Below are 24,865 nucleotides of genomic sequence, written 5' to 3' on the forward strand. Positions count from 1 at the left end.
TTTACCGATATACGCAGGAATCGAGCCCGTCACGGGCTACCGAGCCAATTCGCGCGGCGATCGTATTGCCGTGACGGGCGAGCCAGCCACGCGGATTCGTCACCGAGCGTTCCTTGGGCAGGGGAAGCGCGGCGGCCATGCGCGCAGCTTCGATCGGGGTGAGCGAGGCGGCCGATTTGCCGTAATAGCGGCGGGCACCTGCCTCCACGCCATAAGTGCCGATGCCGGTTTCCGCGACGTTGAGATAAACCTCCATGATCCGCCGTTTGCCCCAGATCTGTTCGATCAACACGGTGAACCAGGCTTCGAACCCTTTGCGGACATAGCCGCCGCCCTGCCACAGGAAGACGTTCTTTGCCGTCTGCTGGCTTATGGTCGAGCCGCCACGGATGCGCCCGCCCCGGGCGTTGTCCTCGATGGCTTTCTCGATCGCCTCGCGGTCGAAACCGTCGTGATTGCAGAACTTCCCGTCCTCCGCAGCGATGGCCGCGCGTACCATGTTGCGGTCGATGTTCGACAGCGACGTCCAGTCCTTGGTTATTCCGTTGCCATCCATCAGCATGGTCGCCGTGACGGGCACGGGCACGAAGCGGAACAACAGAACGAGCAGCAGGCTCAGGCCGATGAAGCCGATCACGGCCTTGAACAGGAAACGGACCAGCCAACGCATAGTGCGCCTCTAACCTTGCAAATGTCCCTGCGCAATCTGCCAGCTTGCCCTATGCCGTATCGCATGCTTACCCTGCGCCAGAAACAAGGGGCGCCACGAGGGAGAATTCATGCGCAAGGCACTTATCGGATTGGCCGTATCGGCCATGGCTCTATCACTGGGCGCAACGCCCGCTTCGGCAGATCCGGCCGCAGTGAAGCAGGCAGTGGCGGCGGATTACGATCGCCATCTTGAAAAGCTGTTCCTGCATTTTCATGCAAACCCGGAACTGTCCTTTCTGGAAACCGAGACCGCCAAACGGATGGCGGCGGAACTCCGCGATGCCGGGCTGGAAGTGACCGAAGGCGTAGGCGGCACTGGCGTCGTGGGCATGGCACGCAATGGCGATGGGCCGTTGATCCTGCTGCGCGCGGATATGGACGGGTTACCGATGCCGGAAAAGACCGGCCTCGATTATGCCTCCACGGCGACGCAGACCGGCCTGGACGGCAAGGAATATCCGGTCATGCATGCCTGCGGTCACGACGTTCACATCACCTCGATGGTCGGCACCGCGCGCCGCCTGATGGAGATGAAGGATGATTGGGCAGGCACGCTGATGTTCGTGGTGCAGCCGGCCGAAGAACGCGTTGGCGGTGCGGCGGCCATGCTGGAGGACGGCCTGTACGACCGGTTCGGCACGCCCGATTACGCGCTGGCTTTCCACGTCGCGTCGATCTTGCCGACAGGGAAGATTTCGGCCTCGGAAGGGATCCAGTATTCCAGCGCGGATTCGGTCGACATCGTCGTGCCCGGTGTCGGCGCGCATGGGGCAAGCCCGCATATGGGCCGCGACCCGGTCTATATCGCGTCGCAGATCGTCACGGCCATGCAATCGATCGTAAGCCGGGAAATCGAGCCGCTTTCGCCTGCGGTAATTACCGTGGGCGCATTCCATTCGGGCACCAAACACAACATCATATCGGATCGGGCCGAATTGCAGCTGACGGTCCGCGCCAATGACGAGGATACGCGCGCGCAACTGCTCGCGGCGATCGAGCGTGTCGCCGTCAATATCGGCAAGGCCCACGGGCTGCCCGACGAGCTTCCCGTTCAGGTGACCGTTTCGGAGGGGACGCCGGTGACGAATAACGACGCGAAGCTTGCGAGTCGGCTGAATTCGGTGATGCAGCGCGATCTTGGCGAGGACGTGCTGATCCCATGGCAGCAGCGCGGCATGGGGGCAGAGGATTTCGCTTATTTCGTGGCCGAGGAATATGGCGTGCCGGGCTATTACTTCGCGGTTGGCGGAACGCCGCAAGCAGCCTTCGATGTGGCGGAGGCTGGCGGCCCGCCTGTGCCCTCGCATCATTCGCCGCTGTTCAAGGTCGCGCCGCGGGAAAGCGTGACGCTGGGGACCGAAGCGATGGTCGCAGCGGTCCTCGATCTCGCCCCAGCGGAGTGAGTGACGGATCAAACGAAAAGGTCGCCGATCCCGGCTGGGTATCGGCGACCTTTTCGCGTTTGCGCTATGCGCGACTGATCAGGCGACGCCCGGCAGTAGCCTTTCGCCGGCGATCGCCTTCATCGCCTTCTGAAGTTTCTCGAACGCGCGCACCTCGATCTGGCGGATGCGTTCGCGGCTGACATTATACACCTGGCTCAGCTCCTCCAGCGTCTGCGGATTCTCCGTCAGGCGGCGTTCGGTGAGAATGTGCTTTTCACGCTCGTTGAGGCTGTCCATCGCCTCGACGAGCATGTCGTGACGCACGTTCGATTCCTGCGCGTCGGCGACCAGCTCGTCCTGCAGCGGACCATCGTCCTTGAGCCAGTCCATCCATTCGCCCGAGCCTTCTTCGCCATTGCGCATCGGGACGTTCAAGGAACCATCGCCGCCCATCAGCATGCGGCGGTTCATGTTGATCACTTCCTGCTCGGGCACGCCGAGGTCCGTCGCGATCTTTTTTACGTCGTCGGGATGAAGATCGGTGTCCTCGTAAGCGTCGAGGTTTTTCTTCATCCGGCGCAGGTTGAAGAACAGCTTTTTCTGCGCGGCGGTGGTCCCCATCTTCACGAGGCTCCACGAACGCAGGATGTATTCCTGAATGCTCGCCTTGATCCACCACATGGCATAGGTCGCCAGGCGGAAACCGCGATCGGCTTCGAACTTCTTGACGCCCTGCATCAGGCCGACATTGCCTTCGGAAATGAGATCGGACACCGGCAGTCCGTAGCCGCGATAGCCCATGGCGATTTTCGCCACCAGTCGCAGATGCGAGGTAACGAGCTGCGCCGCAGCTTCGGGATCGTCATGTTCCTCGTAACGCTTGGCAAGCATGTATTCCTGCTCTTGCGTCAGCACGGGGAACTTCTTGATTTCGGAAAGATAGCGATTGAGGCTCTGCTCACCGCCGAGCGCCGGGACGCTCAAAGTTTTGGTGTTACTCACTTGTACCCTGACCTTTCTAGCGTCGACCTCTTTCGCCGGACCCCTGCTGGGCATCCGACTCTCGGGCCACTGCGGTTACGTATAGCGGATGCGTGCGAAATTGCACATGGCTTTCGTCGATTTCAACGAGCGGTTTGGTCGATGAGTTCCCGCATATCGGCAGGCAGTTCGGCGCGGAAATCCAAGGTTTCAGCGCTGATAGGATGTCTGAATCCGAGCCGCGCGGCGTGGAGCGCCTGACGGTCGAAACCAAGCTCGTCGAGAAGCGGCCTGAGGGCCTTGGGCGTGCGTCCATATACTGGGTCCCCCAATAGCGCATGACCTATTGACGCACAGTGAACGCGGACCTGGTGCGTGCGCCCGGTTTCAAGCCGACATTCGATAAGCGCGGCATGGTCCAGGCGGCGGATGGTTTCGTAATGCGTCACCGCGTGTTTCCCGCGCGTCGCCTCGTCCGGCAGTACCGCCATCTTCTTGCGGTCGCGATCCGATCGTCCGATCCGGCCAGCGATCGTACCCGATGATGGATTGGGGTGTCCGGCGCAGACGGCCAGATATCGGCGGGCGATGGAATGATCGGCGAACTGCCTGGCCAGCCCCTCATGTGCGGCATCGGACTTGGCCACCACGAGCAGACCCGACGTATCCTTGTCGATCCGGTGCACGATACCGGGTCGGGCTACGCCGTTAATGCCCGACAGTTGCCCCTTGCAATGATGCAGCAGCGCGTTGACCAGCGTACCATCCCGATTGCCGACTGCCGGATGGACGACCATGCCAGCGGGTTTGTTCACCACAATCAGATGTTCGTCTTCGAACACGACATCCAGCGGGATGTCCTGTGGCTGCGCGGCCAGCGGTTCGGGTGGGGGCAGGGCGATGGTAAAAACGGTTCCCGCTTCGGCCTTTGCCGATCCGCTCTTCGCAGGCTTTCCGCCGATTTCGACCGCGCCATCGGCAATCAGCCCTTTCACCCGCTCGCGTGACAATCCGCTTGCCGCAGCCAGCGCCTTGTCGAGACGGCCGGTGTCGACGAGCGTTCCGGTGATGATTTCGCCGTCATCCATGCTAGGGCCATGCGCGATGCCAATCGAAGTCTCAAGCGAAGTCATCGAAACGCTTCTTGGCGAAGCAGCGCGCGCATATCCGCACGAATGCTGCGGGCTCCTGTTCGGCAAGGGTGACGAGATTATCTCTGCCAAGCCTACCGCAAACGTACATCCCGAACCCTCCAGGCATTTCGAAATCGATCCTCGGGCGCTTCTCGACGCCCACCGCGCTGCGCGCGGCGGCGACCGACAAGTGGTTGGCTATTATCATTCGCATCCCAATGGCGCCGCCGAACCATCCGCCACCGATCGGGCCATGGCAGCGCCCGACGGGGCGATCTGGGCGATAATCGCGGCGGGGCGAATCACGCTATGGCGTTCGGGGGATGCGGGGTTCGCAGCGCTTCCCTATGTGGTCGCCCCTCGCTAAGACGCTTACCAATTATTCATCTACCGGAACCCCAATGGACGACCGCCAATCGATCGATCTTGCCGCGATGCTGTGCTCGCGCCTGTGCCATGACATGCTCAGCCCGGTCGGGGCTCTTTCGAACGGGCTCGAGCTGCTCGCGATGGAAACCGATCCCGAAATGCGTGCCAATGTTATGCAATTGCTGGAACAGAGCGCGCTGATCAGCACCAACAAGCTCAAGTTCTTCCGTCTCGCCTTCGGGGCGGCTGGCGGCTTCGGCGAGCACGTTGAAGTGGCAGAGCCCCAGGCCCTGATCGAGGCGCTTATTGCGGATAAGGGCAATATCACCATCAATTGGGCACTGGCGGAGCCAACCCTTGGGAAACCGGCGGTGAAGGTGCTGCTGAACTTCGCCCAGATCGCAATCGACGCGCTGGTTCGGGGTGGAACGCTGGATATCGGCGCCGAAGTCAGGGATGGCGCCTGTGAGATCGTGGTTCGCGCAGGTGGACCCAAGATCGCTTTCGACGAAACGATCGGCAAGGCGCTCGATGGGTCACTCGACCGGAGTGAACTGACCAGCCGCACGGCTGCCGCGCATATGATCAACCTGCTGGCGAGCGAGAGCGGCGGCGGGCTGCAATACCACAAGGGCGCCGATATGCTCGTGCTCGGTGCGGTCCTGCCGCAGGGCGGGGGGCTGATCGGTTGACCGGCTCTTCGGGCGAGATGGACGAACTCGTCCAGCAGGAACGGCTCTCCCCCAATTTTGACGAGCGCAATGCGCCGGTGGAGATCGTCGTTCTTCACTACACCGAAATGCTCGGTCCCGATGTGGCGATCGAGCGGATGTGCGACCCGCAGGCCAAGGTTTCCGCGCATTACCTGATCGCCGAGGACGGCACGGTGACGAGGCTGGTGCCCGAAGACAAACGTGCCTGGCATGCCGGCGTGTCCTATTGGCGCGGCCACAAGGACATCAACTCGGTAAGCATCGGGATCGAGCTCGACCATCCGGGACACCTGCATGGCTATCGCGATTTCAGCGAGCCGCAGTTCGAAGCGCTGGTGCCGCTGCTATCCTCGATTATGAAGCGGCACGACATTCCCCGCGCCAATGTGCTCGGCCATTCCGACGTTGCCCCGCAGCGCAAGATCGACCCCGGCGAACTCTTTCCGTGGGAGCGGCTCGCCGAATACGGCCTTTGCCTCCCCGCCCCGAAGATCGAGCTGGGCGATCCCTTCGACAATGATGGCGCTTTCTATCTCGCGCTGGAACGCTTCGGCTACGACGTCACCGACGGGCATAAGGCGGTCGAGGCCTTTCAACGTCGCTGGCGTCCGCGCAAGATCGATGGGGAAATCGATGGTGAAGTCCGTGCGATCCTGTTCCAGCTCCTGATCGAGCGCGATCGGGGAAAGCCCGCTAGGTCAGATCCCAGAAGCGGGGCTGGCGTCCGGGCTGCGCACGGAACGCGACTCATGGCCGAACGAACGCGTCATATCATTACCGAAGCGCGCGGTTTTCTTCGTCTCCTTCTTGGAGAAATTGCTTATGTGATGCCACCTTGGCACTTCGAATTGCTCCCCTCGGCGCGATACCGTAGATGAGCGCCATGGATCGGCACGATATCCATTCCGTCTTCGACGCGCTTACCGAAAAGCAGGATGAAGCCCTACGGCTGGCCTGCCAGCATCTGACGTCCAAGCAAATCGCGCAGGAGCTGAATGTCGCCCCGGTGACGATCGACAAGCGTATCGATGCGGTCCGGGTCAAGCTCGGCCACATGCCCCGCACCGATGTTTTGCGACACTATAGAGCCTGGGCGGAAGGGTATGATCGAACCATAGATGACCCGACCATACTGGCGACCCCCCGGCAGGATGATGCACGGCGGCCCCGGCAGCCACGCGAGAGTTCCTACGTCTTCGAGGACTCTTTCGCTTTCGATACGAGAGCGTCCTGGGACCGGAATTCGCAATGGCTGCCGCCGAGGATAAGACCTTCGGACCTGAGAGTGGGCAGCCGGCTGTTGCTCATACTCGCGGGGGCGGTTGCGATCATGATCGTTGCCGTCCTCTCCATGGCCTTCGCCCATGCGCTGGGAACCATGTTCTAGGTCCGCAGCCACTCCTCGGCTCGTCTGCCAGAGGAGAATGCCGATGTCGCTTGATCTGCCTACCGCTACCGCCCGTATCGCCCGGGAATTGACGGAATCCGAAACCGCCATCGCCGACGCGTTGGCAAAGGCGACGGCTCTCCTGCACAGTGCTGCCCTTGCCGGTCGCGATCTCGGTGGCGCACCGGAGCTGGAAGGTCAGCGCGCCCTTCTGCGGCTCGAGAAAATCGTCCGCAGTCTGATCGATGTACGCGGTGAGACCGGCCGGGCGCACGGACAGTTGCGCGACATAGCGGTCGAAACGGGGGCTGGCGAAGAACCGGCCTGTCCCGACAACGGCTTCACCTCCGCCGAGCAGTTGACCACTATCGCAGCCTGACTTGTCTAAGCGAAGGCGAGGCTCCAAGGGCATGTGCCATGACCCGGTTTCTGATCCAGGTAGCACTTACCCTAGCGGTCCTCGTCCTCGCCTGGAGCAAGGGCGGAAAGCCGGAACGCTATGTCGCAACAATCTATTTCGCGCTGGTCTTCTCGGGGATCGCGCGCTGGCTGGTCGTCGGTCATTGGAGCGAGGAAGGTTATACCTCGGTGCAGACCTTCCGTTTCGTGGTCGATGCCGCCGCGCTGTTCGCGGTCACGGCTGTCGCGCTTTCCTATGACCGGTGGTGGCCCCTATGGGTAAGTTCGGCACAATTCATCGCAGTCGTTTCGCACCTACTGCGCGCGGCAGGCATGCCTCTCGAGCCGATCGTCTATGCGATAATGGAACGGTGGCCGGTCTGGCTGGCGCTGATCATTACCGGTCTCGGCACCCTGGCGCATTATCGCCGGTCGCGGATCGATCGCACCATCTGACCGGTTTGCTCGCGCCGCTCAGCGCGGATCCCCGGGAGCTTGCGGAACGCCTGCTGAAACGGTTCGGATCGATCAGCGCCCTGACCTACGCCAGCGAAGCGGACCTGCGTCAGTGTGCTTCCCACGGCGAACACTGGGTCGAGGCGTTTCTTGCTATCCGGCAATTGCTGCATGACGGTTCGCGAGAACAGATGGTTCAGACGCCTCTGGGCGACGATCGCAGCGCGCTCGACCGCTATCTCGTGGACACTATGGGCGGATTGCGCCGTGAACGAATGATAGCGATCATGGCCGATGGCGCCGGTTTCGTGATCTCGGAAGAAATCGTGGCGGATGGGGCGGAAGGCGAGATTCAAGTGTCTCCGCGCATCTTGTTCGGTCGGGCTCTCGCGCTCGATGCGCGGAGCATGCTTATCGCTCACAATCATCCCTCGGGGTGTGCCGAGCCCAGCGAGACCGACATACGCCAGACCAGGCAACTGGTGTCGCAAGCCGATAGGCTGGGTGTCTGCGTGTACGACCATCTCGTGATCGGCAGACGCACAGTTGTCAGCATGCGTGAGAGGGGGCTTCTGTGATGTCTACCGTAACGGCGGTTTTACGCGGGTTGGAGGAGCGGCTCTTCTCGTTCGCCGATTGGAAAAGAGCGCTGCACGCAATTTCGCAAGGGCGCCGAGCCGATCACACGCGAGGGGAAGACGATACGCCGAAAGAGAATGGCGGAATTCCGTCGGTCGACATGTCCGAACAGTCCGCTTGGGACATCCTGCTCTATCTATTCGTCCTTCACGCCAACGGGCGACCCGGAAGCCTTTCGGGCTCCTCCAGGGCGGCCGGTCTCGCAAAGGAGATAACCTCTCGCCGCATAGACAAGCTCGCCGCCGACCGGTTGGTGATTTTGAACCGCAGCCGGACGGACACTCGGGAAATGGAGGTACGGCTATCGCCTCACGGATTTCGAGTGGCCGAAGAGGGCATGCAGGGGTTCGTGATGGACGGACTGGCGCAGAGGGTGGATGCTGCGCGAAATACCGTTGGCGAGACTCCGTTCGATCAACGCATAGCGCACGAACTGAAAATCAACCTGGAATCGGTCGAGTTGCATCGCGCCAATGTGACGGCGAAGCGTATTCCGACGGGTTAGGCAATATCGTCGAGGTCAGCAGGTCCCAGATCGCTGGCCACGATCCCGAGCGCGGTCGCGGCGATGGCCCCGGTCATGGCGTGGGCCAGCGAATCCGGACTGGAAAAACTTCTTTCTATATCCAGACTTGGCACCGCGATGGTGGCGATGGCATCGCCCGATGCCGCTCGCGATGCCATCAGGCCCACCCTCTCGGTCGTCAGCAGCAATATTTGCTCCGTCCAACCGCGCTCGACAAGCCGCGCGACAGTGCTGCTCAGGGGTGGCTCGAAGTGCTCTCTCACCGCGTCCGGAGCTTCGTCAAGAATTTGGCAGAGCCGATGTGCCAGCGCCGAGATATCTTCACGGTTTGGCGCCCGTATTCGTTCGCAGTGGTCGAGAAACTCGCTCAACACCCTGTGCCACGGCGTGCCGGTAGAATTGTTCAAGCTCCGTCTCCTGCCCGTACTTAAAACAATTCCGAAATATCCAAGTCATGGTTGTATACTACCGCGCTTCTATTCAAGTCAATTTTTTGCCCGGAAAGGTATACAGATCGCTTATGGTGCTTCCGATTTAGGATAGCGCAAGTTACGCTTACCTTCGACCGATTGGGAAGTGCAACCTATCGGCCCTTGGCGAAGGAACGGTTATCGCCTATCTGCCGCGGCGCCAGGGGGCCGGGCAGCCGCGTGACTTCGGTCACGAGGAAAGTCCGGGCTCCACGAAACAAGGGTGGCGGGTAACGCCCGCCGGACGCGAGTCCAGGGAAAGTGCCACAGAGAGCATACCGCCGATGGCCCCCTCGGGGGATCAGGCAAGGGTGAAAGGGTGCGGTAAGAGCGCACCGGGGCTTCGGCAACGCAGCCCGCATGGCAAACCCCACCCGGAGCAAGGCCGAATAGGGGCGGCACGCTCGCGCAAGCGGGCAGGTGCGTTTCGCATCGACCGCCCGGGTTGGCTGCTGGAGCTCTGGAGCAATCCAGAGCCTAGACGAATGGCTGCCTCCGCGTAGCTGGTGTGCAAGCATACCGTGCGCGGGACAGAACCCGGCTTACAGGCCCCCTGGCAATTTTCGCGCGGTTCCGGTTTCGCGCAGTTCCGGCGATTACCGCGACCGCGTGGCCATCAGGCGAATTCGTCATGTGCGACAGTGATCGATCCGTCGCGCTCACGCGCCTGGATGATGCGACGTTGGTCCCCTTCCAATACCAGGGCCGTCAGATTGCCGGTGCGGAAGGCGCCGGTATCTATTCCGATACGATAGGGCGTGTGCTCGAGGTTCTCGAAAATGGTGTGGCCGTGCACGACCACGTGGCTGAATGGCTCGCGGTGTTTGAGGAATCGATCGCGGATCCAGCGCAGGTCCGACCTTTTCTGATCCTCGATGCTGTGCTTGGGATTGATGCCGGCGTGGACGAAGACATAGTCACCGGCGATGACGATGTCCTCCATCGCTTCCAGGAACTTGCGGTGCTTTGCCGGTACCAGATCGTGCAGTTCGCGCTGGAGCTCCTTCATCGTGAGTTCGTTGTAGCGCCGCTTCTTGATGCCGTAGCTGAGGACGGTTTCCTTGCCGCCGTGCTTGAGGAAGTGCCGCAGCATCTCCTTGTCCTCGAAGCTCTCCAGGAACATCTCTTCGTGATTTCCCGCAATGTAGCGTACCTTGCGGCGTTTGCCCCACTGACGGGCGGTTTCGATTACGCGTGCGCTTTCCGGGCCGCGATCGACCAGATCGCCCAGCAGGACCACCGTGCTCTGGGCGTCGGCTGCCCGCTCGTCGTCCTTCTCGATTGCCAGGATCAATTGGTCGAACAGATCGCAGCGGCCGTGGATGTCGCCCACAACGTAATAGCGCTCGCCCTGCGGCACGCTGGGACGGGGCTTCGTTTTGCCCCTTTTTTTCAGAAATTGTGCGAACTTGATCATGAACAGCTGTAGGATTTCGGCAGTGGTTCCGGAGGCCGTCCAGATAGGCGCATGGCGCGGCAGGGGCAATAAAGGCGCCTTCGCTTGTGTTTGCGCAGTTGCGAAAAAAGCACAGCTTATGTTGCGAATGCGAAAACCATCCGAGCGGATCTTGCGCATGGCGGTTCGGGTGTGCACATTTATGACCGTATCCGATCGAGGAGCCTAACAAAATGGCCCCGGCGGATTCGCAGGTGGGACGAAGCGACACTCGTATAGGAGTCTGTAATGCTCACGTCCTTTCGCGGTCTGGTGGCCGTATCGCTCGCTGCGGCGGGCCTTTCCCTCACAACCCCAGCCATTGCGCAGTCGGATGACGAAGTCGCCAGCGACTTCACGGTTTCGGCCAATGTGGCACTGACGACCGACTATCGGTTCCGCGGTGTGTCGCTTTCGGGCGGCGATCCGGCCCTCCAGGGGGGCTTCGATGTCGCGCATGACAGCGGATTCTACATCGGCACCTGGGCATCGTCGATCGACGGCGGTGCTGCTTACGGCGATCTCGAACTCGATATTTACGCAGGCTGGAGCGGAAACCTCAGCGACGCGGTCAGCGTCGATGTCGGGGTGCTCTACTATATTTATCCGACCGAGGATCTCGGGCTCGATACCGACTATATCGAACCCTATGCGTCGGTCGGAGTGAACTTCGGCCCAGCGGAAGCGACTTTCGGCGTCGCCTACGCTCCGGAACAGGATTCGCTTGGCGGGGACGACAATCTCTACCTCTATACCGATGTCGGTTTCGGTCTGCCCGGCACGCCGCTGACGGTCACGGGGCATCTGGGCTATACCGATGGATCGCTGGCGCCGCCGCTGCTTGCGGGCACGACCGATGACACCGGTCTGGACTGGTCCCTCGGTGCCAGCGTCGCGCAGGGGAATTTCGAGGTCGGCGTCGCCTATATCGGCGTGGAAGGACCTGCCATCGATGGCTTCACCGACGATGCGATCGTCGGCACCATTTCTGCCAGCTTCTGACCATACAGCGGCGAATTTGAGGGTAGGGGGCGCCGCATTGGGGCGCCCCCTACACGTCACTCGATCAGTCGAGCGCGAAATCGACTGTGGTCACGACCCGCACTTTTTTGAAGGGCGTGTCTCCGACACCCCAGCCACCGGCTTCGCCATCGCGTGCGTCGATCGAGAAATAGCCTTGGGTTGCCTTGCGGATGCTGCCGACATCGGCGCCCGAATCCTCGGCGAACTGCTCGGCCGCCATGCGCGCATCGCGCGTGGCCTCCGCCACCATTTCCGGCTTGATGGCATTGAGCCCCGTGAAGGTGTAGGTAATGCCCGACCCGTCTTCCAGCACCACACCCTTGCGAACCAGTTCGGCCTGCCTGCGAACAGCCCGCTGCGCCCGTTCGATATCCTTGGTCCGAAGAACGATGCGCTGGCGTACGGTGTAGAAAACGATACCGTCGTCGGTGTAATTGGACACGTTGACACCGGCCGGCGTGAGTTCGTTTTCGGGAAAGCCGAGATCGTCGAAGAACTCCCTTACGGCCGTAGCATCGCGATCGGTGCTCGCCTGCGCGGTTCTCAGATCGGTTGCGGTCGAGGCGAAAGACACGGTCCACGTCGCCAGGTCGGCCGTAACCTCGCGCTCGGCTAGGCCGCGCACGGTAACGCTTCGCTCGGCGGCTTTCATTCGGACCAGCCCGTCACCCAGGACAAAACCGCCCACGATCAGTCCAACCGCAACGATACCGGCACTGGCGAGCCATCGCACGAGCATTGCCTTGTCCGCCCGCGGCGTGGCACCAGTGTCGGTAATCTCGGCTTCGTCGGTCATGATCGCGCTCCTTATTGGGTTTCCCCCGCCCGTGGTTTGCTAGTCATCGGTCGATGAACCGTGCTTTAATGTCGACAAATGGAGTTCGAATTGACCGAATATCTGCACACCATGATCCGGGTGACGGACCCGGATGCCACGATCGATTTCTTCAGGTTAATCGGCCTCGAGGAAGCTCGCCGCTTCGATGTCGAGGCTGGGCGCTTCACGCTGATTTTCCTTGCCGCACCGGGTCAGGAAGGCGTTGCCGAGGTGGAGCTGACCTATAACTGGCCAGCGGAGGACGGCAGCCCGCCCGAACGTTATGACGCCGGGCGCAATTTCGGCCATCTCGCTTACCGGGTCGCGGATATCTACGAGACCTGCAAGAAGATCATGGATGCGGGCCACACGATCCACCGCCCGCCGCGCGACGGGCACATGGCTTTCGTCAAGACACCCGATGGCATCTCGGTGGAACTGCTGCAGGACGGCTATCTCGAACCGAAGGAACCGTGGGCGAGCATGGAAAACAGCGGAAGCTGGTAACTACGGCTGGTCGATATAAGGAGATACGGCATCGTCCGGGTGCTTCGCAGACATGCGCAGGATCGCATAACCCGCGATTGCGGATATCAGCGAGCCCAGCAGGATGCCGATCTTCGCTTCGTTTATCAGCAATTGCTGGCCTGCGAAGGCAAGGCCGCTAATGAACAGGGACATGGTGAAGCCGATGCCGCACAGGATCGACACACCCCAGATTTCAGTCCAGCTCGCCTGGTCCGGGCGCGGGGCGAAACCGATCTTGTCGGCGGCAAAGATGGCCGCGAAAATACCCACCTGCTTGCCGAGGAAAAGGCCCGCGGCGATCGCCAGAGGCAGCGGGGCGAGCAAATGCTCCACGCCCATTCCGGCCAGCGGAACGCCGGCATTGGCGAACCCGAAGACGGGCACGACCAGATAGGCGCTCCACGGGGCGAGACCGTGCTCCATGCGCTCCACCATTGTCTGGTCGTCGGGACCGACCATCGGGATGCACAGCGCCGCCACAACCCCGGCGATGGTCGCGTGGATGCCGGTGTTGAGCACGAAATACCACAGCACCAGTGCCAGCAGGACGAAAGGCCAGTACGACGAAACCCGCATACGGTTCAGGACCATCATCAACACGACCACGCCCCCAGCCGCCGCCAACCAGCCCAGCTTGATGTTGGCCGTGTAAAACAAGGCGATGACCATCACCGCGCCGATATCGTCGACGATCGCCACGGTCAGCAGGAACAGGCGGAGCGAAGCGGGGCAGCGATTGCCGAGCAGCCCCAGCACTCCCATCGCGAAGGCGATGTCCGTGGCGGCGGGGATGGCCCAGCCGCGCAGCAACTCCGCATCGTCCCCGACAACGCCGACATAAAACAGCGCGGGAATGGCCATGCCTGCCACCGCCGCCAGGATCGGAAGCCTGCGCGATTGCGGCGTGGAGAGCTGCCCTTCGATCCATTCGCGCTTCACTTCGAGCCCGACGACAAAGAAGAATACCGCCATCAGACCGTCGTTGATCCATAGGTGCAGATCATAAAGCTTGGGGATCGGCGTCCATGGCAGTTTGCCGTAAAACAGTTGCTCGTATTCGCCGGCGAACGGCGAGTTGGCCGCGATCATCGCGGCGGCGGCAACCAGGATCAGCAGGATGCCGGCAGACGCGTCGCTGACGAAAAGGGCGCGGACAGGGGCGAATACCAGGCGGAAGGCAGAAGGACGTTCGGTCATTATGGGCACGCTCTCTTTCGCAAAGCGGCCCACGTTGCAAGTCCTGAAACTCGAAGCTATCCAGAAAGGCAGGGGGGTGCCGTTTGGTACTAGGGTCGTTTACGATCGCGGAATGGCTCGTGCTGGTGCAGCACGAATTGCTGCTGTTTGCGGCGGCATTCTTTCTGCTCGGCCTCGTCGATGAACTGGCGCTCGACTGCACCTATTTCTGGTACCGGATCACGGGCCGTATCCGGACCCCGCGATTGCGCCACGGGCATGGCGACGACATTTCCAGCCTTGCCGGCCGGGCGGCAGTCTTCATTCCCACATGGCAGGAGGCCGATGTCATCGGTCCGACGCTGGCCCACATGCTCGGTGCCTGGCGGCAGGAAGAACTCACCGTTTATGTGGGATGCTACCGGAACGACGATGCGACGATGGCTTCGGTTCTCGCTGCGGTGCGTGGCGATCGCCGGGTGCGGCTCGTCATTCACGGAGCGGACGGCCCGACTTCCAAAGCGGATTGCCTCAATCGCCTTTACGCAGCGCTGGTCAAGGATGAAAAGCGCTCGGGTGTCGAGGCGCGGATGGTCATTCTCCACGATGCGGAGGATATGGTCGATCCGGCGGCGCTTTCGCTGCTGGACCGGGCCTTGTGGCACGCGCATTTCGTCCAGCTCCCGGTTCTCGCGCTGCCCCAGCGGCATTCCCCCTGGATCGGCTCGCACTATTCCGACGAATTCGCGGAATCGCACGCAAAGGTTTTGGTCGTGCGCGACGCTCTGGGCGCGGCGATTCCGGGAGCCGGTGTCGGCTGCGCGGTTGCGCGCGGTTCGCTGGCTGCGCTGGCTCGCGAGGAAGGGGGGCACCCTTTCGCGGCAGAATCGCTGACAGAAGATTACGAGCTCGGGCTCCGGATCGCGCAGGCTGGAGGAAAAGGGCGCTTCCTCAGAGTCCGGGATGAGGACGGGCGCCTCATCGCGACCCGCGCTTTTTTCCCGTCCCGGCTCGACGCGGCAATTCGGCAGAAGACGCGTTGGATGCACGGTATCGCCTTGCAGGGCTGGGACCGGTTGGGGTGGGGGCACACGCCTGTCGACCTGTGGATGCTTTTGCGCGACCGGCGCGGCCCCGTGGCCGCCATCCTTCTCGTCGTGGCTTATGCGCTGGTGGGGCTCATCACGCTCAATCTGGGGTTGCAGATGATGAACATAATCGAGCTCCCGCCGCTTTCGCCGCTGCTCCTCATGCTGCTCGCAATCAACTTCGCGGGATTGCTGCTGCGCCTTTGCCTTCGTGCGTGTTTCACCGCACGTGAATATGGCTGGCGTCAGGGGCTTCTCGCCATTCCTCGTACGCTGGTGTCGAATATCGTCGCAGTCATGGCGGGGCGCCGAGCGCTCTCCGCCTATATCGGCACGTTGCGCGGCGCTCCGCTGATGTGGGACAAAACCGAACATCGGGAACATCCGGTACTCAGCCTGTTCGGTGAAAACCGCCTATGAGGGATGCGGTCGCGCGGCGGCAGGGCCAGCCGGTCCTCTTTCTCGCACTCCTGCTCGCAGGATGGTGTCTGCTCAGAATAGTGACCTGGGAAAATCCCTGGCCCCTGAACAGCGTGTTGTCCGAGCCTTTCCGGCTGACCAACGCCGATCTCGTGGGGGAGCGCCAGGATAGTGCGCGCAGCGCCAGATCGCTTGGCACTGTCTCGCGAATTGCGGAGGAGGTCGGCGATCGGGGAGGCTTGGTGCGGGTGGCCCCATTGCCTTCGGCTTTCGATCCGGTGGTTAGATCAGAGGTCGGCGAGCCGACTCCATTGGCCACTTTCGACGAGCATTTCGACAGGCATCGCCGCGCGGTAGGCCATAATCTCCTCTTCGCCGCGAGCATGGCAAATCTGCCAATGCCGCGCAGCGTGTCCGACATGCTCGATCGGCGGCGCGAAGCACTTCCGCCGCGGCGTGAGCGCGTCGGCATCCCGCGTCCCGGCTGGCGGGCGGATAGTTGGCTCATGCTTCGCCCGGCAGGCAGTGGCTCAATCGGGTCCGGAGGGCGCCCGCCTGCCTACGGAAGCAGCCAGGCGGGCGCAGTCCTGACGTATCGCCTGGCACCGGCAAGCAGGCATGCCCCGGCCGCGTTCGTGCGCGCGAGCAGAGCGCTCGTAAGGGCCGGCGAAAGCGAAATGGCTGTCGGTTTTCGTATTCGTCCGGTCGCGCGCATTCCGATCGATCTGCATCTGGAAGCCCGTGCCACCGATCGGTCCGGTTCGACGGAAATTCGACCCGCCGCCTTTCTCGCCGGTGGTTTCGACGAAGTCGCCTTGCCAGGCGGACTGGATGCGCGCGGTTATGTTCAGGCGGGCTACGTGCACGGTCGTTTCGCTACCGGCTTCATCGATGGGAAAGCTGTCGCCACGCGCGAAGTCGCACGATTCGATCTGGGGCGGCTAAACGTGGGCGCGGGGGCCTGGGGCGGTGCGCAGAAGGATTCGAGCCGCCTCGATATAGGACCGTCCCTATCTCTCGATCTGCGACTAGGCCAGGCGGATACCAGGCTGGAGGCGGATTACCGCTGGCGCGTCGCAGGCCATGCGGAGCCTGGCAATGGGGGCGTTCTCACGCTTTCGACGGGCTTCTGACACGGTTCAGCTTTTATCCGTGACGCCCCTGCGATAGGGCGCAGCTATGGACGTCTACCTCCCTATCGCGAACCTGTCGGTGAACGGGCTGTGGATCGTCGCGCTCGGCGCGCTCACGGGGGTTTTGTCGGGCCTTTTCGGGGTCGGCGGTGGGTTCCTGACCACGCCGCTGCTGATCTTTTATGGAATTCCGCCGACGGTGGCCGCCGCTTCGGCATCGACGCAGGTCACGGGCGCCAGTGTCACCGGCGTGCTTGCCCATGGCAATCGCGGCGGGGTCGATTACCGCATGGGCATGGTGATGGTCGCGGGCGGGGTCATCGGGTCGGGGTTCGGTGCGCTGCTGTTCCGTTTTTTCCGGGCGATCGGACAAATCGACGTGGTCATCAGCGCGCTGTATGTGATTCTGCTGGGCACCATCGGCATGCTGATGGCGCGCGAGGCGGTCCAGACGTTGCGCGGCACCGGCAGCAGGCAGGCGGCGCGGCGCAGACACCATCCGCTGGTCGCCAGCCTGCCGATGCGCTGGCGTTTCTATCGCTCGGGTCTCTATATCTCGCCGCTCGCGCCGCTCATCGTAGGAGTCGCGGTCGGCATTCTGACCATGCTGATGGGCGTGGGCGGCGGGTTCATCCTCGTACCCGCGATGCTGTATATTCTCGGCATGAGCGCGAATGTCGTCGTGGGGACCTCACTCTACAATATTCTGTTCGTGACGATGGCGACCACGATCATGCATTCCTTGACCACCAAGGCGGTCGATATCGTATTGGTGTTTCTGTTGTTGATCGGTTCGGTGACGGGGGCGCAGCTTGGGTCGCAAATCGCCGTCAAGGCCAAGCCGGAATACCTCCGCCTGATCCTTGCCACCGTCGTCCTACTGGTCGCCTTCCGGATGTTTCTGGGCCTGTTTTATCAGCCCGACGAAATTTATACGGTATACCCGCTGTGAGAGCGCTGCTGCTCATCGTCTTCGCATTTGCGCTGATGGGGCAGCGCGACCCGATCCTGGTTCCCGAGGTGAGCCAGCACGATGTCGAGGTGCGCCAGGGATTTACCGGAACCGAATTGCTGCTCTTCGGCGCGGTGCTCGATCCACGGGGGCGGGCCGCAGGGAGCGACTACGATATCGTGGTCGTACTCAAAGGCCCGTCGCGGCCGGTCCGCCTGCGTGAAAAAGAACGCTTCATCGGCGTATGGATCAATGCGGCCAGCAGCGATTTCCGGTCTGTGCCGTCCTTCTTCGCCGTTGCGTCCTCGCGCCCGATTCCACAGATCGTCGACGAGAAGACCGCCGCGATCTACGAGTTCGGCACCGACTATATCCAGCTTTCGCCGAGCGGCGCGATCGACCCCGAGGAACGGGCGCGTTTCAAGGATGGGCTGGTCGACCTCAAGACACGCGAGCAGCTCTATAATCAGGACTTCGGCGGCGTGCAGATCAGCGAGCAGGTTCTTTACCAGGCCCGGATCACCTTGCCGTCGAACGTCACCACCGGCACTTACACTGCAGAAACCTTCGCCGTGCGCGGTGGGCGCGTAATCGCATCGGCCATGACCGAGGTCGAGGTGCAGAAGGTCGGGTTCGAACGCAAGGTCGAGGAATATTCGCAAGACCTTGCCTTGGTTTACGGTCTTCTCGCCGTGTTTCTCTCGGTTGGGATGGGCTGGCTCGCGGGGCGCCTTTTCGCGCTGATCTGACCCCGGCGACACCGCGCTATTGACGACATTTTAAGCAGTTTCGGGCAGGCGGTTCCGGTGCGCTCGGCATGCACGCTACGTGGGACATAATCAGACCGATGAACGACATGGGCAATCCGAACGACCGCACCTTCGACCCGCCGGGAGAAGAGGGTGCGGAATCATCGCAGTTCCGCAGAATATCCCTACGCGACCGGATTCGGCGCAGCGCGGAGACGGCCCCCCACACCCCCCCGCATCGCCGTCCGGCTACGTTCATCAGCCTGTTGCCGAAAAATCCTCGACAGAAGTCCGGCCCGAGCCGCCGACGAATCCGAAACCGATCCCCGAGAGACCGGCCACGGTCCCGTCCGAACAGCGGCCCTCCGCAACGGTCGACCAAGCCGGACCGCAGGCAGCAGACTCGACCGCAGGCACGCATATGGAGACCACGCCCGCCGCACGGGACGAACCCGACGACATGGGCGAGGATATGGGCGAGAATGCGACGCGGGCCATCGGAGAGGTGCTCGAAATCGCCGGTTCCGGATCGCAGGTCGCGATCGACCGCCGCCGGCTCGGCGAATGCGCCGACGATACCGACCCGGCGATCGCGATGGCCGGCCAGGTCGGCTCGCAGATCAAAGTCCGTGTCGGCAATAGCTGGCTGCTCGCCAGTATCCGCAATCAGCGGCAGGACCGCGACGCGGGTTCGATCCTCGCCAATATCGACTTTCTCGGCGAGGGGCTGGAAGAAAAGCTCACCGGCAAGCTGCACGGCTTTCGCCGGGGCGTGACGCGTTATCCGATACCGGGTGCCCCGGTCTATCCCGCCACGACGCAGGATCTGCGGCAGGTCTATGCCAGCGACGGCCGCAGTTCGGTCGGCATAGGAAAGGTCTATCCCACCAGAGACATCCGCGCCGGACTCTATGTCGATGCCATGCTGGGCAAGCACTTCGCCCTGCTGGGATCGACGGGTACGGGCAAGTCGACCGGCGCAGCCCTGATTCTGCACCGGATTTGCGAGGTCGCGCCGGAAGGCCATATCGTCATGATCGACCCGCATGGCGAATATTCGGCCGCCTTCCAGAATATCGGCGTTATCCTGGATGTCTCCAACCTGCAGATGCCCTACTGGATCATGAATTTCGAGGAGCACTGCGAGGTTCTGCTGACCAGCAATGGCAGCGAGCGGCAGATCGATGCCGATATTCTGGCGAAGTGTCTGCTCAAGGCGCGCCAGAAAAGTCGGCTGGCGGAAAACATGGGCAAGATCACGGTGGATTCGCCCATTCCCTATCTGCTGTCCGACCTGTCGAACGAGATCCAGGACGCGATGGGCAAGCTCGACAAGTCGACCAATTCGGCCCCCTACATGCGGATCAAGAACAAGCTCGACGAGTTGAAGGCCGATCCGCGATACCAGTTCATGTTTTCCGGAATGCTGGTGGCCGACACCATGGCCGACTTCATCTCGAAGATTTTCCGCATGCCGTCGAACGGCAAGCCGATCTCGATCATCGACGTCTCGGGCGTGCCGTCGGACATTACCGCCACCGTGGTCGCCGTGCTCAGCCGGCTGGTCTTCGATTTCGCCATCTGGGGCCGCGAGGAACGCACCAACCCGATCCTGCTGGTCTGCGAGGAGGCCCATCGTTACGTTCCGAGCGAGAAGCACGCCGATGGCAATTCGGTCGGCAAGATCCTCAGCCGGATCGCCAAGGAGGGCCGTAAATACGGCATCGGCCTCGGCCTCGTCACGCAGCGCCCCTCCGACCTGGCCGAGGGCGTATTGTCGCAATGCGGCACGATCATCTCGATGCGCCTCAACAACGACCGCGACCAGGAATTCGTGCGCGCGGCGATGCCCGAAGGCGCGCGCGGCTTCCTCGACGCGATTCCGGCGCTGCGCAATCGCGAATGCATCATCTGCGGCGAGGGCGTGGCGATCCCCGTCCGCGCCAGTTTCGACAATCTCGAGGAATCCAAGCGTCCGGCGTCGGAAGATCCGAGCTTCATCGAGCTGTGGAACGAGACCGGTGGGGAAGAGGAGATCGTCGAACGAACCGTGCGGCGGTGGCGGAGCCAGGGATAGAGGTAGCCTTGTATTACGCACCGACCTCCGTCGGTGCATCCTCGCTAGACGTGCAGCAAGCTGCACCCGCTGCGGGCGGCCAGTCGGCCTTGCCTCGCCGAGCGGCTCGGAGACTTTCGCCAAGCGCCGACAACCGCAAGAGTACCGGGCCGACCAGGACCGGCAAGGGCGACCGCCCGCCCGCAGGTGCTCGACGCGCAGCGTCGAAACAGCGCCGAGGACGCAGCCACGGAGGTGGCTGCGAAAAGCATTCACGTCCCCCTAGTATCGCCGAACAGGTGGATATGCAGCCGGTCGCTCATCCGGAAACCATGCTCGACGCATAGCGGGGCGAGCCATTTCTCGCGCGCGCGCAGCGTCTCGCTGTCGGTGCCTTCGGGCATCAGGAAGACGTGGTCAGGGCGGAAGCGATAGCGTTCGCGCAGCGCCAGCACCTCGTCGAGGTCGGAGGGTTCGGCGATGACGAATTTGAACCAGGCGCGTGGATCGGTGGCATAGGCGTCGAGCCGTTCGGGGATCAGGGCGAGTTCGGCGGGATTGCCGCTATGCGCCAGCTTGGGGCTGACATTGAACTGGTCGATGCGGATGTCGAGCCGGGGCGGGGCCTTGATGGTGCCGTTGGTCTCGATCTCGACGCCGATGTCGGGCAGCAGATCGAGCAGTTTGGCGAGCGCGGGGGCCTGCAAGAGCGGCTCGCCCCCGGTAATCACCAGGCGGTTTTGGCCAAGTGCCATGATGCGCGCGGCAACCTCGTCCTCGTCGAGCGTAACCTGATTGGCCTTGCGGTCATAGGTCTGGCCATCGCGGTGCGGGCGATTGTCGCCTTCGAACCGCCAGGTATAGGCGGTGTCGCACCATATGCAGGCAAGGTTGCAGCGCGACAGGCGCATAAAGGAGACCGGCATCCCCATGCTCGGACCCTCGCCCTGGACCGAGGCGAAGATTTCCGGCCCGCCGCCGTCATCGGTGGCGAGCGTCAGCATGGCGTGTAGGTGACACAAGGTGACACCGGTGTCACCCAAGTCCTACAGCTTAGTACCCTGAAAAATATGCCTTTCCTCCGTGCAGGATGACACATTCCCGGTTTTTGGGGAGGGGGGGTGTTCCCGTTGGGGGCAGCGCTTCACCATTTCAGCATGTCCCTGCCACAATTGGACCGGTGTAGGAAACTCCGCAATCGGTTGATCGCCATCGGTGCTGGCACACCCCTCCCGGCCTCCCCTTGAGGGGAGGGGCTTTGGGCGGTGGCCGAAAGGGCCAGGCACGCGCCCATTCCGGAGGAGACAGCGAGTGCGGCGGCTAGCCCAGCCGTGCCAGCGCCGCTTCGAGCCGGGCCACTTCGGCCACGTGATGCGCATGGTCGGCACGGGCCTTTTCGACCGCTTCGGGCTTGGCGCGTTCGACGAAGTTCGCATTCGATAGGCGGCCTTCGAGCGATTTGGCTTCCTTCGCACTCGCCGCGAGCGCCTTTTCGAGGCGGGCCTTTTCGGCTTCGATATCGATCACACCTTCCAGCGGGATGACGAATTCGTCCTCGCCCGCCGCGATCTGCATCGCCGCCCCCGAAGGCGCTTCGCCGAAGGTGACCGGGGTCAGGCGCGCCAGCCGTTCGATCGCGCCGGCATTCGTCTCGACCACCGATTTCGCCAGCGGGCTGGGCGATGCGCAAAAGGCCTGCAGCTTCGCGCCCGGCGCGATGCCGAGCTCGTTCTTCGCGGTGCGCGTGGCCGATGTGAGCGCGATCAGCCAATCGATCTCCGCCTTGGCCTCCGCGTCCACTTCCGCCTGCGGGTCGGGCCATTGGGCGGTGATGAGCGGATAGTCGGCGCGATCCCCCTGCTTCGACCACAGCTCTTCGGTGATGAAGGGCATGAAGGGGTGCAGCATGACGAGGATCTGGTCGAGCGCCCAACCGGCGACTGCCTTGGTCTCCTCGTCGAAATTGCCTTTGACCAGTTCGATATACCAGTCGCAGAAGCGGTCCCATACGAAGTGGTAGATCGTGTTCGCGGCGGCATCGAAGCGCAGGTCCGCCAGTGCAGCGTCGAGCGCCTGCTTGGTCTCGACCACCTCGCCGATAATCCAGCGATTGACCGCGTGGCTCGCCTTGGGGGCTGCGATGGACGTGCTCGCGCCGATGCCATTCGCTTGGCAAAAGCGCGTGGCATTCCACAGCTTGGTCGCGAAGTTGCGATAGCCCTCGATCCGCTTGTCATCCATCTTGATGTCGCGGCCCTGGCTTTCCATCGCCGCCATGAAGAAGCGCAGCGCATCGGCGCCATACTGGTCGATCAGGCCGAGCGGATCGACGACATTGCCCTTGGACTTGGACATCTTCTGTCCGTCGGCCGCGCGCACCAGGCCGTGGAGATAGAGCTTGGGCCAGGGGTTCTTACCCGTATTGTACTGCCCCATCATCATCATCCGCGCATCCCAGAAGAACAGGATGTCGAAGCCCGAAATGAGCAGATTGTTGGGGTAATGTTTGTCGAACAGCGAAGCCCTCTCCCCCTGCGGGAGAGGGTTGGGAGAGGGGTTCGTCGCGTCAGCGGCGACCATCGTCGCCGTCCCCTCTCCCTCCGCGCCTGTCGGCGCTCCTCCCTCTCCCGCAAGGGGAGAGGGGTTGCTCTCCGGCCAGCCGAGCGTGGCGAAGGGCCACAGGGCGGAGGAGAACCAGGTGTCGAGCACGTCTTCGTCGCGGGTCAGCGTGGCGCCTTCGCCTGCTTGGGCCTGCGCTTCTTCCTCGGTCATGGCGACATAGGGCTTCCCCTCGGCATCGTACCACGCCGGAATCCGGTGCCCCCACCATAGCTGGCGGCTGACGCACCAGGGCTGGATGTTCTCCATCCAGTTGAAGAAGGTCTTCTCCCAGCTCTTGGGGACGATCTCGATCTCGCCGCTCTTGACCGCGTCGATGGGCTTCACCGCGAGCTTTTCCGCGTCGACATACCACTGGTCGGTCAGCCAGGGTTCGATCACCACGCCGCCGCGATCGCCGAAGGGGGTGGCGATGGTGCGGGGTTCGGCGTCGAGTACCTGTTCCTCGCCCTTCTTCGTCTTGGCGATATGCGGGATGAGGTGGCCGGATTCCTTGAGCCGCTGCACCACCAGCTCGCGCGCACCGTCCACGCCGTCACGCTTGAAGCGGTGCAGGCCGAGGAATTCCTCGGGCACCAGGCCGTCGGCGGTCTGGCAGACATTGGCTTCGGCATCGAGCATGTTGAGCATTTCGGCGGGAGCGAAGCCTGCGCGCTTACCCACGTCGAAATCGTTGAAGTCGTGGCCGGGCGTGATCTTCACCGCGCCGCTGCCCAGTTCGGGATCGGCATGCTCGTCGGCGACAATCGGCACGCGGCGGCCGGTGATCGGCAGGACGACATGCTTGCCGACCACGCTCTTGTAGCGCGCGTCATCGGGATGCACCGCCACCGCCATATCGGCGAGCATGGTTTCGGGCCGCGTCGTCGCAACCTCGATATAGTCGCGCCCGTCATCCAGCGTGACGCCCTCTTCGAGCGGATATTTGAAGTGCCAGAAGTGGCCCTTCACATCCTGCGTCTCGACCTCGAGGTCGGAGATCGCGGTTTTCAGCTTGGGGTCCCAGTTCACCAGCCGCTTGTCGCGGTAGATCAGCCCGTCATTGTAGAGATCGACGAAGGTCTTGAGCACGGCTTTCGAAAAGTGCTCGTCCATGGTGAACTGTTCGCGCGGCCAGTCCATCGAACAGCCGAGGCGGCGCAGTTGGCGGGTGATCGTGCCACCCGATTGCTCTTTCCATTCCCAGACATGTTCGAGAAAGGCCTCCCGGCTCATGTCGGTGCGTTTCAGGCCTTGGGAATTGAGGTTGCGTTCGACGACCATCTGCGTCGCAATGCCCGCATGGTCGGTGCCGACCACCCACAGCGCATCCTTGCCGCGCAGCCGTTCGTAACGGATCATCACGTCCTGCAACGTGTTGTCGAGCGCATGGCCGATATGCAGGCTGCCGGTGACGTTGGGCGGCGGGTTGACGATCGTATAGGGCTGCGCGTCGGGGCGCTCGGGCCGGAACAGGCCGTTCTCCTCCCAATGCGCGTACCAACGCGCCTCGATGTCGGCGGGGTCGAAAGTCTTCGGTAGCTCGGTGGTCATTGCTGGGTTCGCTCGCGCTCACTGGCGGCACCGGCCCGCTCCCCTCCCGGCCACCCATGGCATTATCCTGTTGGGTGGCCGGGAGGGGAGCGGGCCGGTGCCGGAAATTCGATAGCAAGCCCATGCCAGCGCCCATACTGCGATGCAACGTTGCAGGTGATCCGGAT

24 protein-coding genes, 1 other RNA gene and 1 pseudogene are annotated in these 24,865 nt (G+C 62.5%); 17 read left to right on the forward strand and 9 right to left on the reverse strand.

The features are described 5' to 3' along the window. Position 1: 1 nt before the first annotated feature. Complete coding sequence (gene mtgA, locus DVR09_RS05735; RefSeq protein ID WP_115416093.1) at positions 2–670, reverse strand: monofunctional biosynthetic peptidoglycan transglycosylase; 669 nt, start codon at positions 668–670, stop codon at positions 2–4. A 109-nt stretch (positions 671–779) separates the two neighbouring features. Between mtgA and DVR09_RS05740 the strand changes: the two genes are divergently transcribed. Further along, the gene (locus DVR09_RS05740; protein ID WP_115416094.1) at positions 780–2,114 is read left to right on the forward strand and encodes a M20 metallopeptidase family protein; all 1,335 of its coding nucleotides are present in this window, start codon (positions 780–782) and stop codon (positions 2,112–2,114) included. Positions 2,115–2,192: 78 nt separating this feature from the next. Here the strand turns inward: DVR09_RS05740 and rpoH are convergent, their stop codons facing one another. Beyond that, entirely contained in the window at positions 2,193–3,098 is a 906-nt protein-coding gene (gene rpoH / locus DVR09_RS05745) for an RNA polymerase sigma factor RpoH (RefSeq protein WP_174223727.1), read from the reverse strand. Positions 3,099–3,220: 122 nt separating this feature from the next. Continuing rightward, positions 3,221–4,165, reverse strand: a complete 945-nt coding sequence (locus tag DVR09_RS05750; protein ID WP_115416096.1) for an RluA family pseudouridine synthase — start codon at positions 4,163–4,165, stop codon at positions 3,221–3,223. A 16-nt stretch (positions 4,166–4,181) separates the two neighbouring features. Between DVR09_RS05750 and DVR09_RS05755 the strand changes: the two genes are divergently transcribed. From DVR09_RS05755 to DVR09_RS05785, 8 genes and pseudogenes are all read left to right on the forward strand, one after another. Then, positions 4,182–4,577 carry a M67 family metallopeptidase gene (locus DVR09_RS05755; RefSeq protein ID WP_115416097.1) on the forward strand — a complete coding sequence of 132 codons (396 nt, stop codon included), beginning with the start codon at positions 4,182–4,184 and terminating at the stop codon, positions 4,575–4,577. A 34-nt stretch (positions 4,578–4,611) separates the two neighbouring features. After that, complete coding sequence (locus tag DVR09_RS05760; RefSeq protein ID WP_115416098.1) at positions 4,612–5,271, forward strand: histidine phosphotransferase family protein; 660 nt, start codon at positions 4,612–4,614, stop codon at positions 5,269–5,271. Positions 5,272–5,288: 17 nt separating this feature from the next. Beyond that, positions 5,289–5,981 (forward strand): annotated as a pseudogene (locus tag DVR09_RS05765) (N-acetylmuramoyl-L-alanine amidase); the annotation flags it as partial. A 185-nt stretch (positions 5,982–6,166) separates the two neighbouring features. Further along, positions 6,167–6,679 carry a sigma factor-like helix-turn-helix DNA-binding protein gene (locus DVR09_RS05770; protein ID WP_115416099.1) on the forward strand — a complete coding sequence of 171 codons (513 nt, stop codon included), beginning with the start codon at positions 6,167–6,169 and terminating at the stop codon, positions 6,677–6,679. Positions 6,680–6,722: 43 nt separating this feature from the next. Then, positions 6,723–7,058: a hypothetical protein gene (locus DVR09_RS05775; protein ID WP_115416100.1), complete on the forward strand. Its 336-nt coding sequence runs from the start codon at positions 6,723–6,725 to the stop codon at positions 7,056–7,058. Between the two features lie 38 nt (positions 7,059–7,096). Then, complete coding sequence (locus DVR09_RS17110) at positions 7,097–7,534, forward strand: hypothetical protein (RefSeq protein ID WP_162814862.1); 438 nt, start codon at positions 7,097–7,099, stop codon at positions 7,532–7,534. 5 nt (positions 7,535–7,539) lie between these two features. Next, the gene (locus DVR09_RS05780; protein ID WP_162814863.1) at positions 7,540–8,112 is read left to right on the forward strand and encodes a JAB domain-containing protein; all 573 of its coding nucleotides are present in this window, start codon (positions 7,540–7,542) and stop codon (positions 8,110–8,112) included. Then, positions 8,112–8,678, forward strand: coding sequence for a hypothetical protein (locus DVR09_RS05785; RefSeq protein ID WP_115416102.1), 567 nt, complete (start codon positions 8,112–8,114; stop codon positions 8,676–8,678). Before DVR09_RS05780 ends, DVR09_RS05785 begins: the two co-directional genes overlap by 1 nt. Here DVR09_RS05785 and DVR09_RS05790 read toward each other — a convergent pair. Further along, entirely contained in the window at positions 8,675–9,106 is a 432-nt protein-coding gene (locus DVR09_RS05790; protein WP_162814864.1) for a hypothetical protein, read from the reverse strand. The two genes, DVR09_RS05785 and DVR09_RS05790, sit on opposite strands and share 4 nt — an antisense overlap. A gap of 223 nt (positions 9,107–9,329) precedes the next feature. Between DVR09_RS05790 and rnpB the strand changes: the two genes are divergently transcribed. Further along, positions 9,330–9,730, forward strand: an RNA gene (gene rnpB, locus DVR09_RS05795) — RNase P RNA component class A. Between the two features lie 55 nt (positions 9,731–9,785). Here rnpB and DVR09_RS05800 read toward each other — a convergent pair. After that, positions 9,786–10,586 carry a metallophosphoesterase family protein gene (locus DVR09_RS05800; RefSeq protein WP_115417810.1) on the reverse strand — a complete coding sequence of 267 codons (801 nt, stop codon included), beginning with the start codon at positions 10,584–10,586 and terminating at the stop codon, positions 9,786–9,788. A 267-nt stretch (positions 10,587–10,853) separates the two neighbouring features. On the opposite strand from DVR09_RS05800, the gene DVR09_RS05805 reads away from it, so the two are divergent. After that, positions 10,854–11,606, forward strand: coding sequence for a TorF family putative porin (locus DVR09_RS05805; RefSeq protein WP_115416104.1), 753 nt, complete (start codon positions 10,854–10,856; stop codon positions 11,604–11,606). A 64-nt stretch (positions 11,607–11,670) separates the two neighbouring features. Here DVR09_RS05805 and DVR09_RS05810 read toward each other — a convergent pair whose 3' ends face one another. After that, positions 11,671–12,366 carry an SIMPL domain-containing protein gene (locus tag DVR09_RS05810; RefSeq protein WP_115417811.1) on the reverse strand — a complete coding sequence of 232 codons (696 nt, stop codon included), beginning with the start codon at positions 12,364–12,366 and terminating at the stop codon, positions 11,671–11,673. Positions 12,367–12,513: 147 nt separating this feature from the next. Here DVR09_RS05810 and DVR09_RS05815 point away from each other — a divergent pair, with 147 nt between their 5' ends. Continuing rightward, entirely contained in the window at positions 12,514–12,951 is a 438-nt protein-coding gene (locus DVR09_RS05815) for a VOC family protein (RefSeq protein WP_115417812.1), read from the forward strand. On the opposite strand, the gene nhaA is transcribed toward DVR09_RS05815, so the two are convergent. Continuing rightward, a complete protein-coding gene (gene nhaA / locus DVR09_RS05820; protein ID WP_115416105.1) occupies positions 12,952–14,169 on the reverse strand; it encodes a Na+/H+ antiporter NhaA in 1,218 nt (405 codons plus the stop codon). Between the two features lie 83 nt (positions 14,170–14,252). On the opposite strand from nhaA, the gene DVR09_RS05825 reads away from it, so the two are divergent. The 5 genes from DVR09_RS05825 to DVR09_RS05845 all read left to right on the forward strand — a co-directional run bounded on the left by DVR09_RS05825 (position 14,253) and on the right by DVR09_RS05845 (position 20,567). Next, positions 14,253–15,656 (forward strand): glycosyl transferase family protein, encoded by a 1,404-nt coding sequence (locus DVR09_RS05825; RefSeq protein ID WP_115416106.1) that lies wholly within the window; start codon positions 14,253–14,255, stop codon positions 15,654–15,656. Beyond that, a complete protein-coding gene (locus DVR09_RS05830) occupies positions 15,653–16,789 on the forward strand; it encodes a hypothetical protein (RefSeq protein ID WP_115416107.1) in 1,137 nt (378 codons plus the stop codon). The genes DVR09_RS05825 and DVR09_RS05830 overlap by 4 nt, the downstream gene beginning before the upstream one ends. Positions 16,790–16,835: 46 nt before the next feature. Beyond that, positions 16,836–17,741, forward strand: coding sequence for a sulfite exporter TauE/SafE family protein (locus tag DVR09_RS05835; protein WP_115416108.1), 906 nt, complete (start codon positions 16,836–16,838; stop codon positions 17,739–17,741). A gap of 35 nt (positions 17,742–17,776) precedes the next feature. Beyond that, positions 17,777–18,490 (forward strand): TIGR02186 family protein, encoded by a 714-nt coding sequence (locus DVR09_RS05840; protein ID WP_174223769.1) that lies wholly within the window; start codon positions 17,777–17,779, stop codon positions 18,488–18,490. A gap of 460 nt (positions 18,491–18,950) precedes the next feature. Continuing rightward, positions 18,951–20,567, forward strand: a complete 1,617-nt coding sequence (locus DVR09_RS05845) for an ATP-binding protein (protein ID WP_234041602.1) — start codon at positions 18,951–18,953, stop codon at positions 20,565–20,567. A gap of 251 nt (positions 20,568–20,818) precedes the next feature. On the opposite strand, the gene DVR09_RS05850 is transcribed toward DVR09_RS05845, so the two are convergent. Then, positions 20,819–21,550, reverse strand: coding sequence for a 7-carboxy-7-deazaguanine synthase QueE (locus DVR09_RS05850; RefSeq protein WP_115416110.1), 732 nt, complete (start codon positions 21,548–21,550; stop codon positions 20,819–20,821). Between the two features lie 316 nt (positions 21,551–21,866). Next, positions 21,867–24,698 carry a valine--tRNA ligase gene (locus DVR09_RS05855; protein ID WP_115416111.1) on the reverse strand — a complete coding sequence of 944 codons (2,832 nt, stop codon included), beginning with the start codon at positions 24,696–24,698 and terminating at the stop codon, positions 21,867–21,869. Positions 24,699–24,865 lie beyond the last annotated feature (167 nt).

Source organism: Erythrobacter aureus, from assembly GCF_003355455.1.
Taxonomy (GTDB): Bacteria; Pseudomonadota; Alphaproteobacteria; order Sphingomonadales; family Sphingomonadaceae; genus Qipengyuania; species Qipengyuania aurea.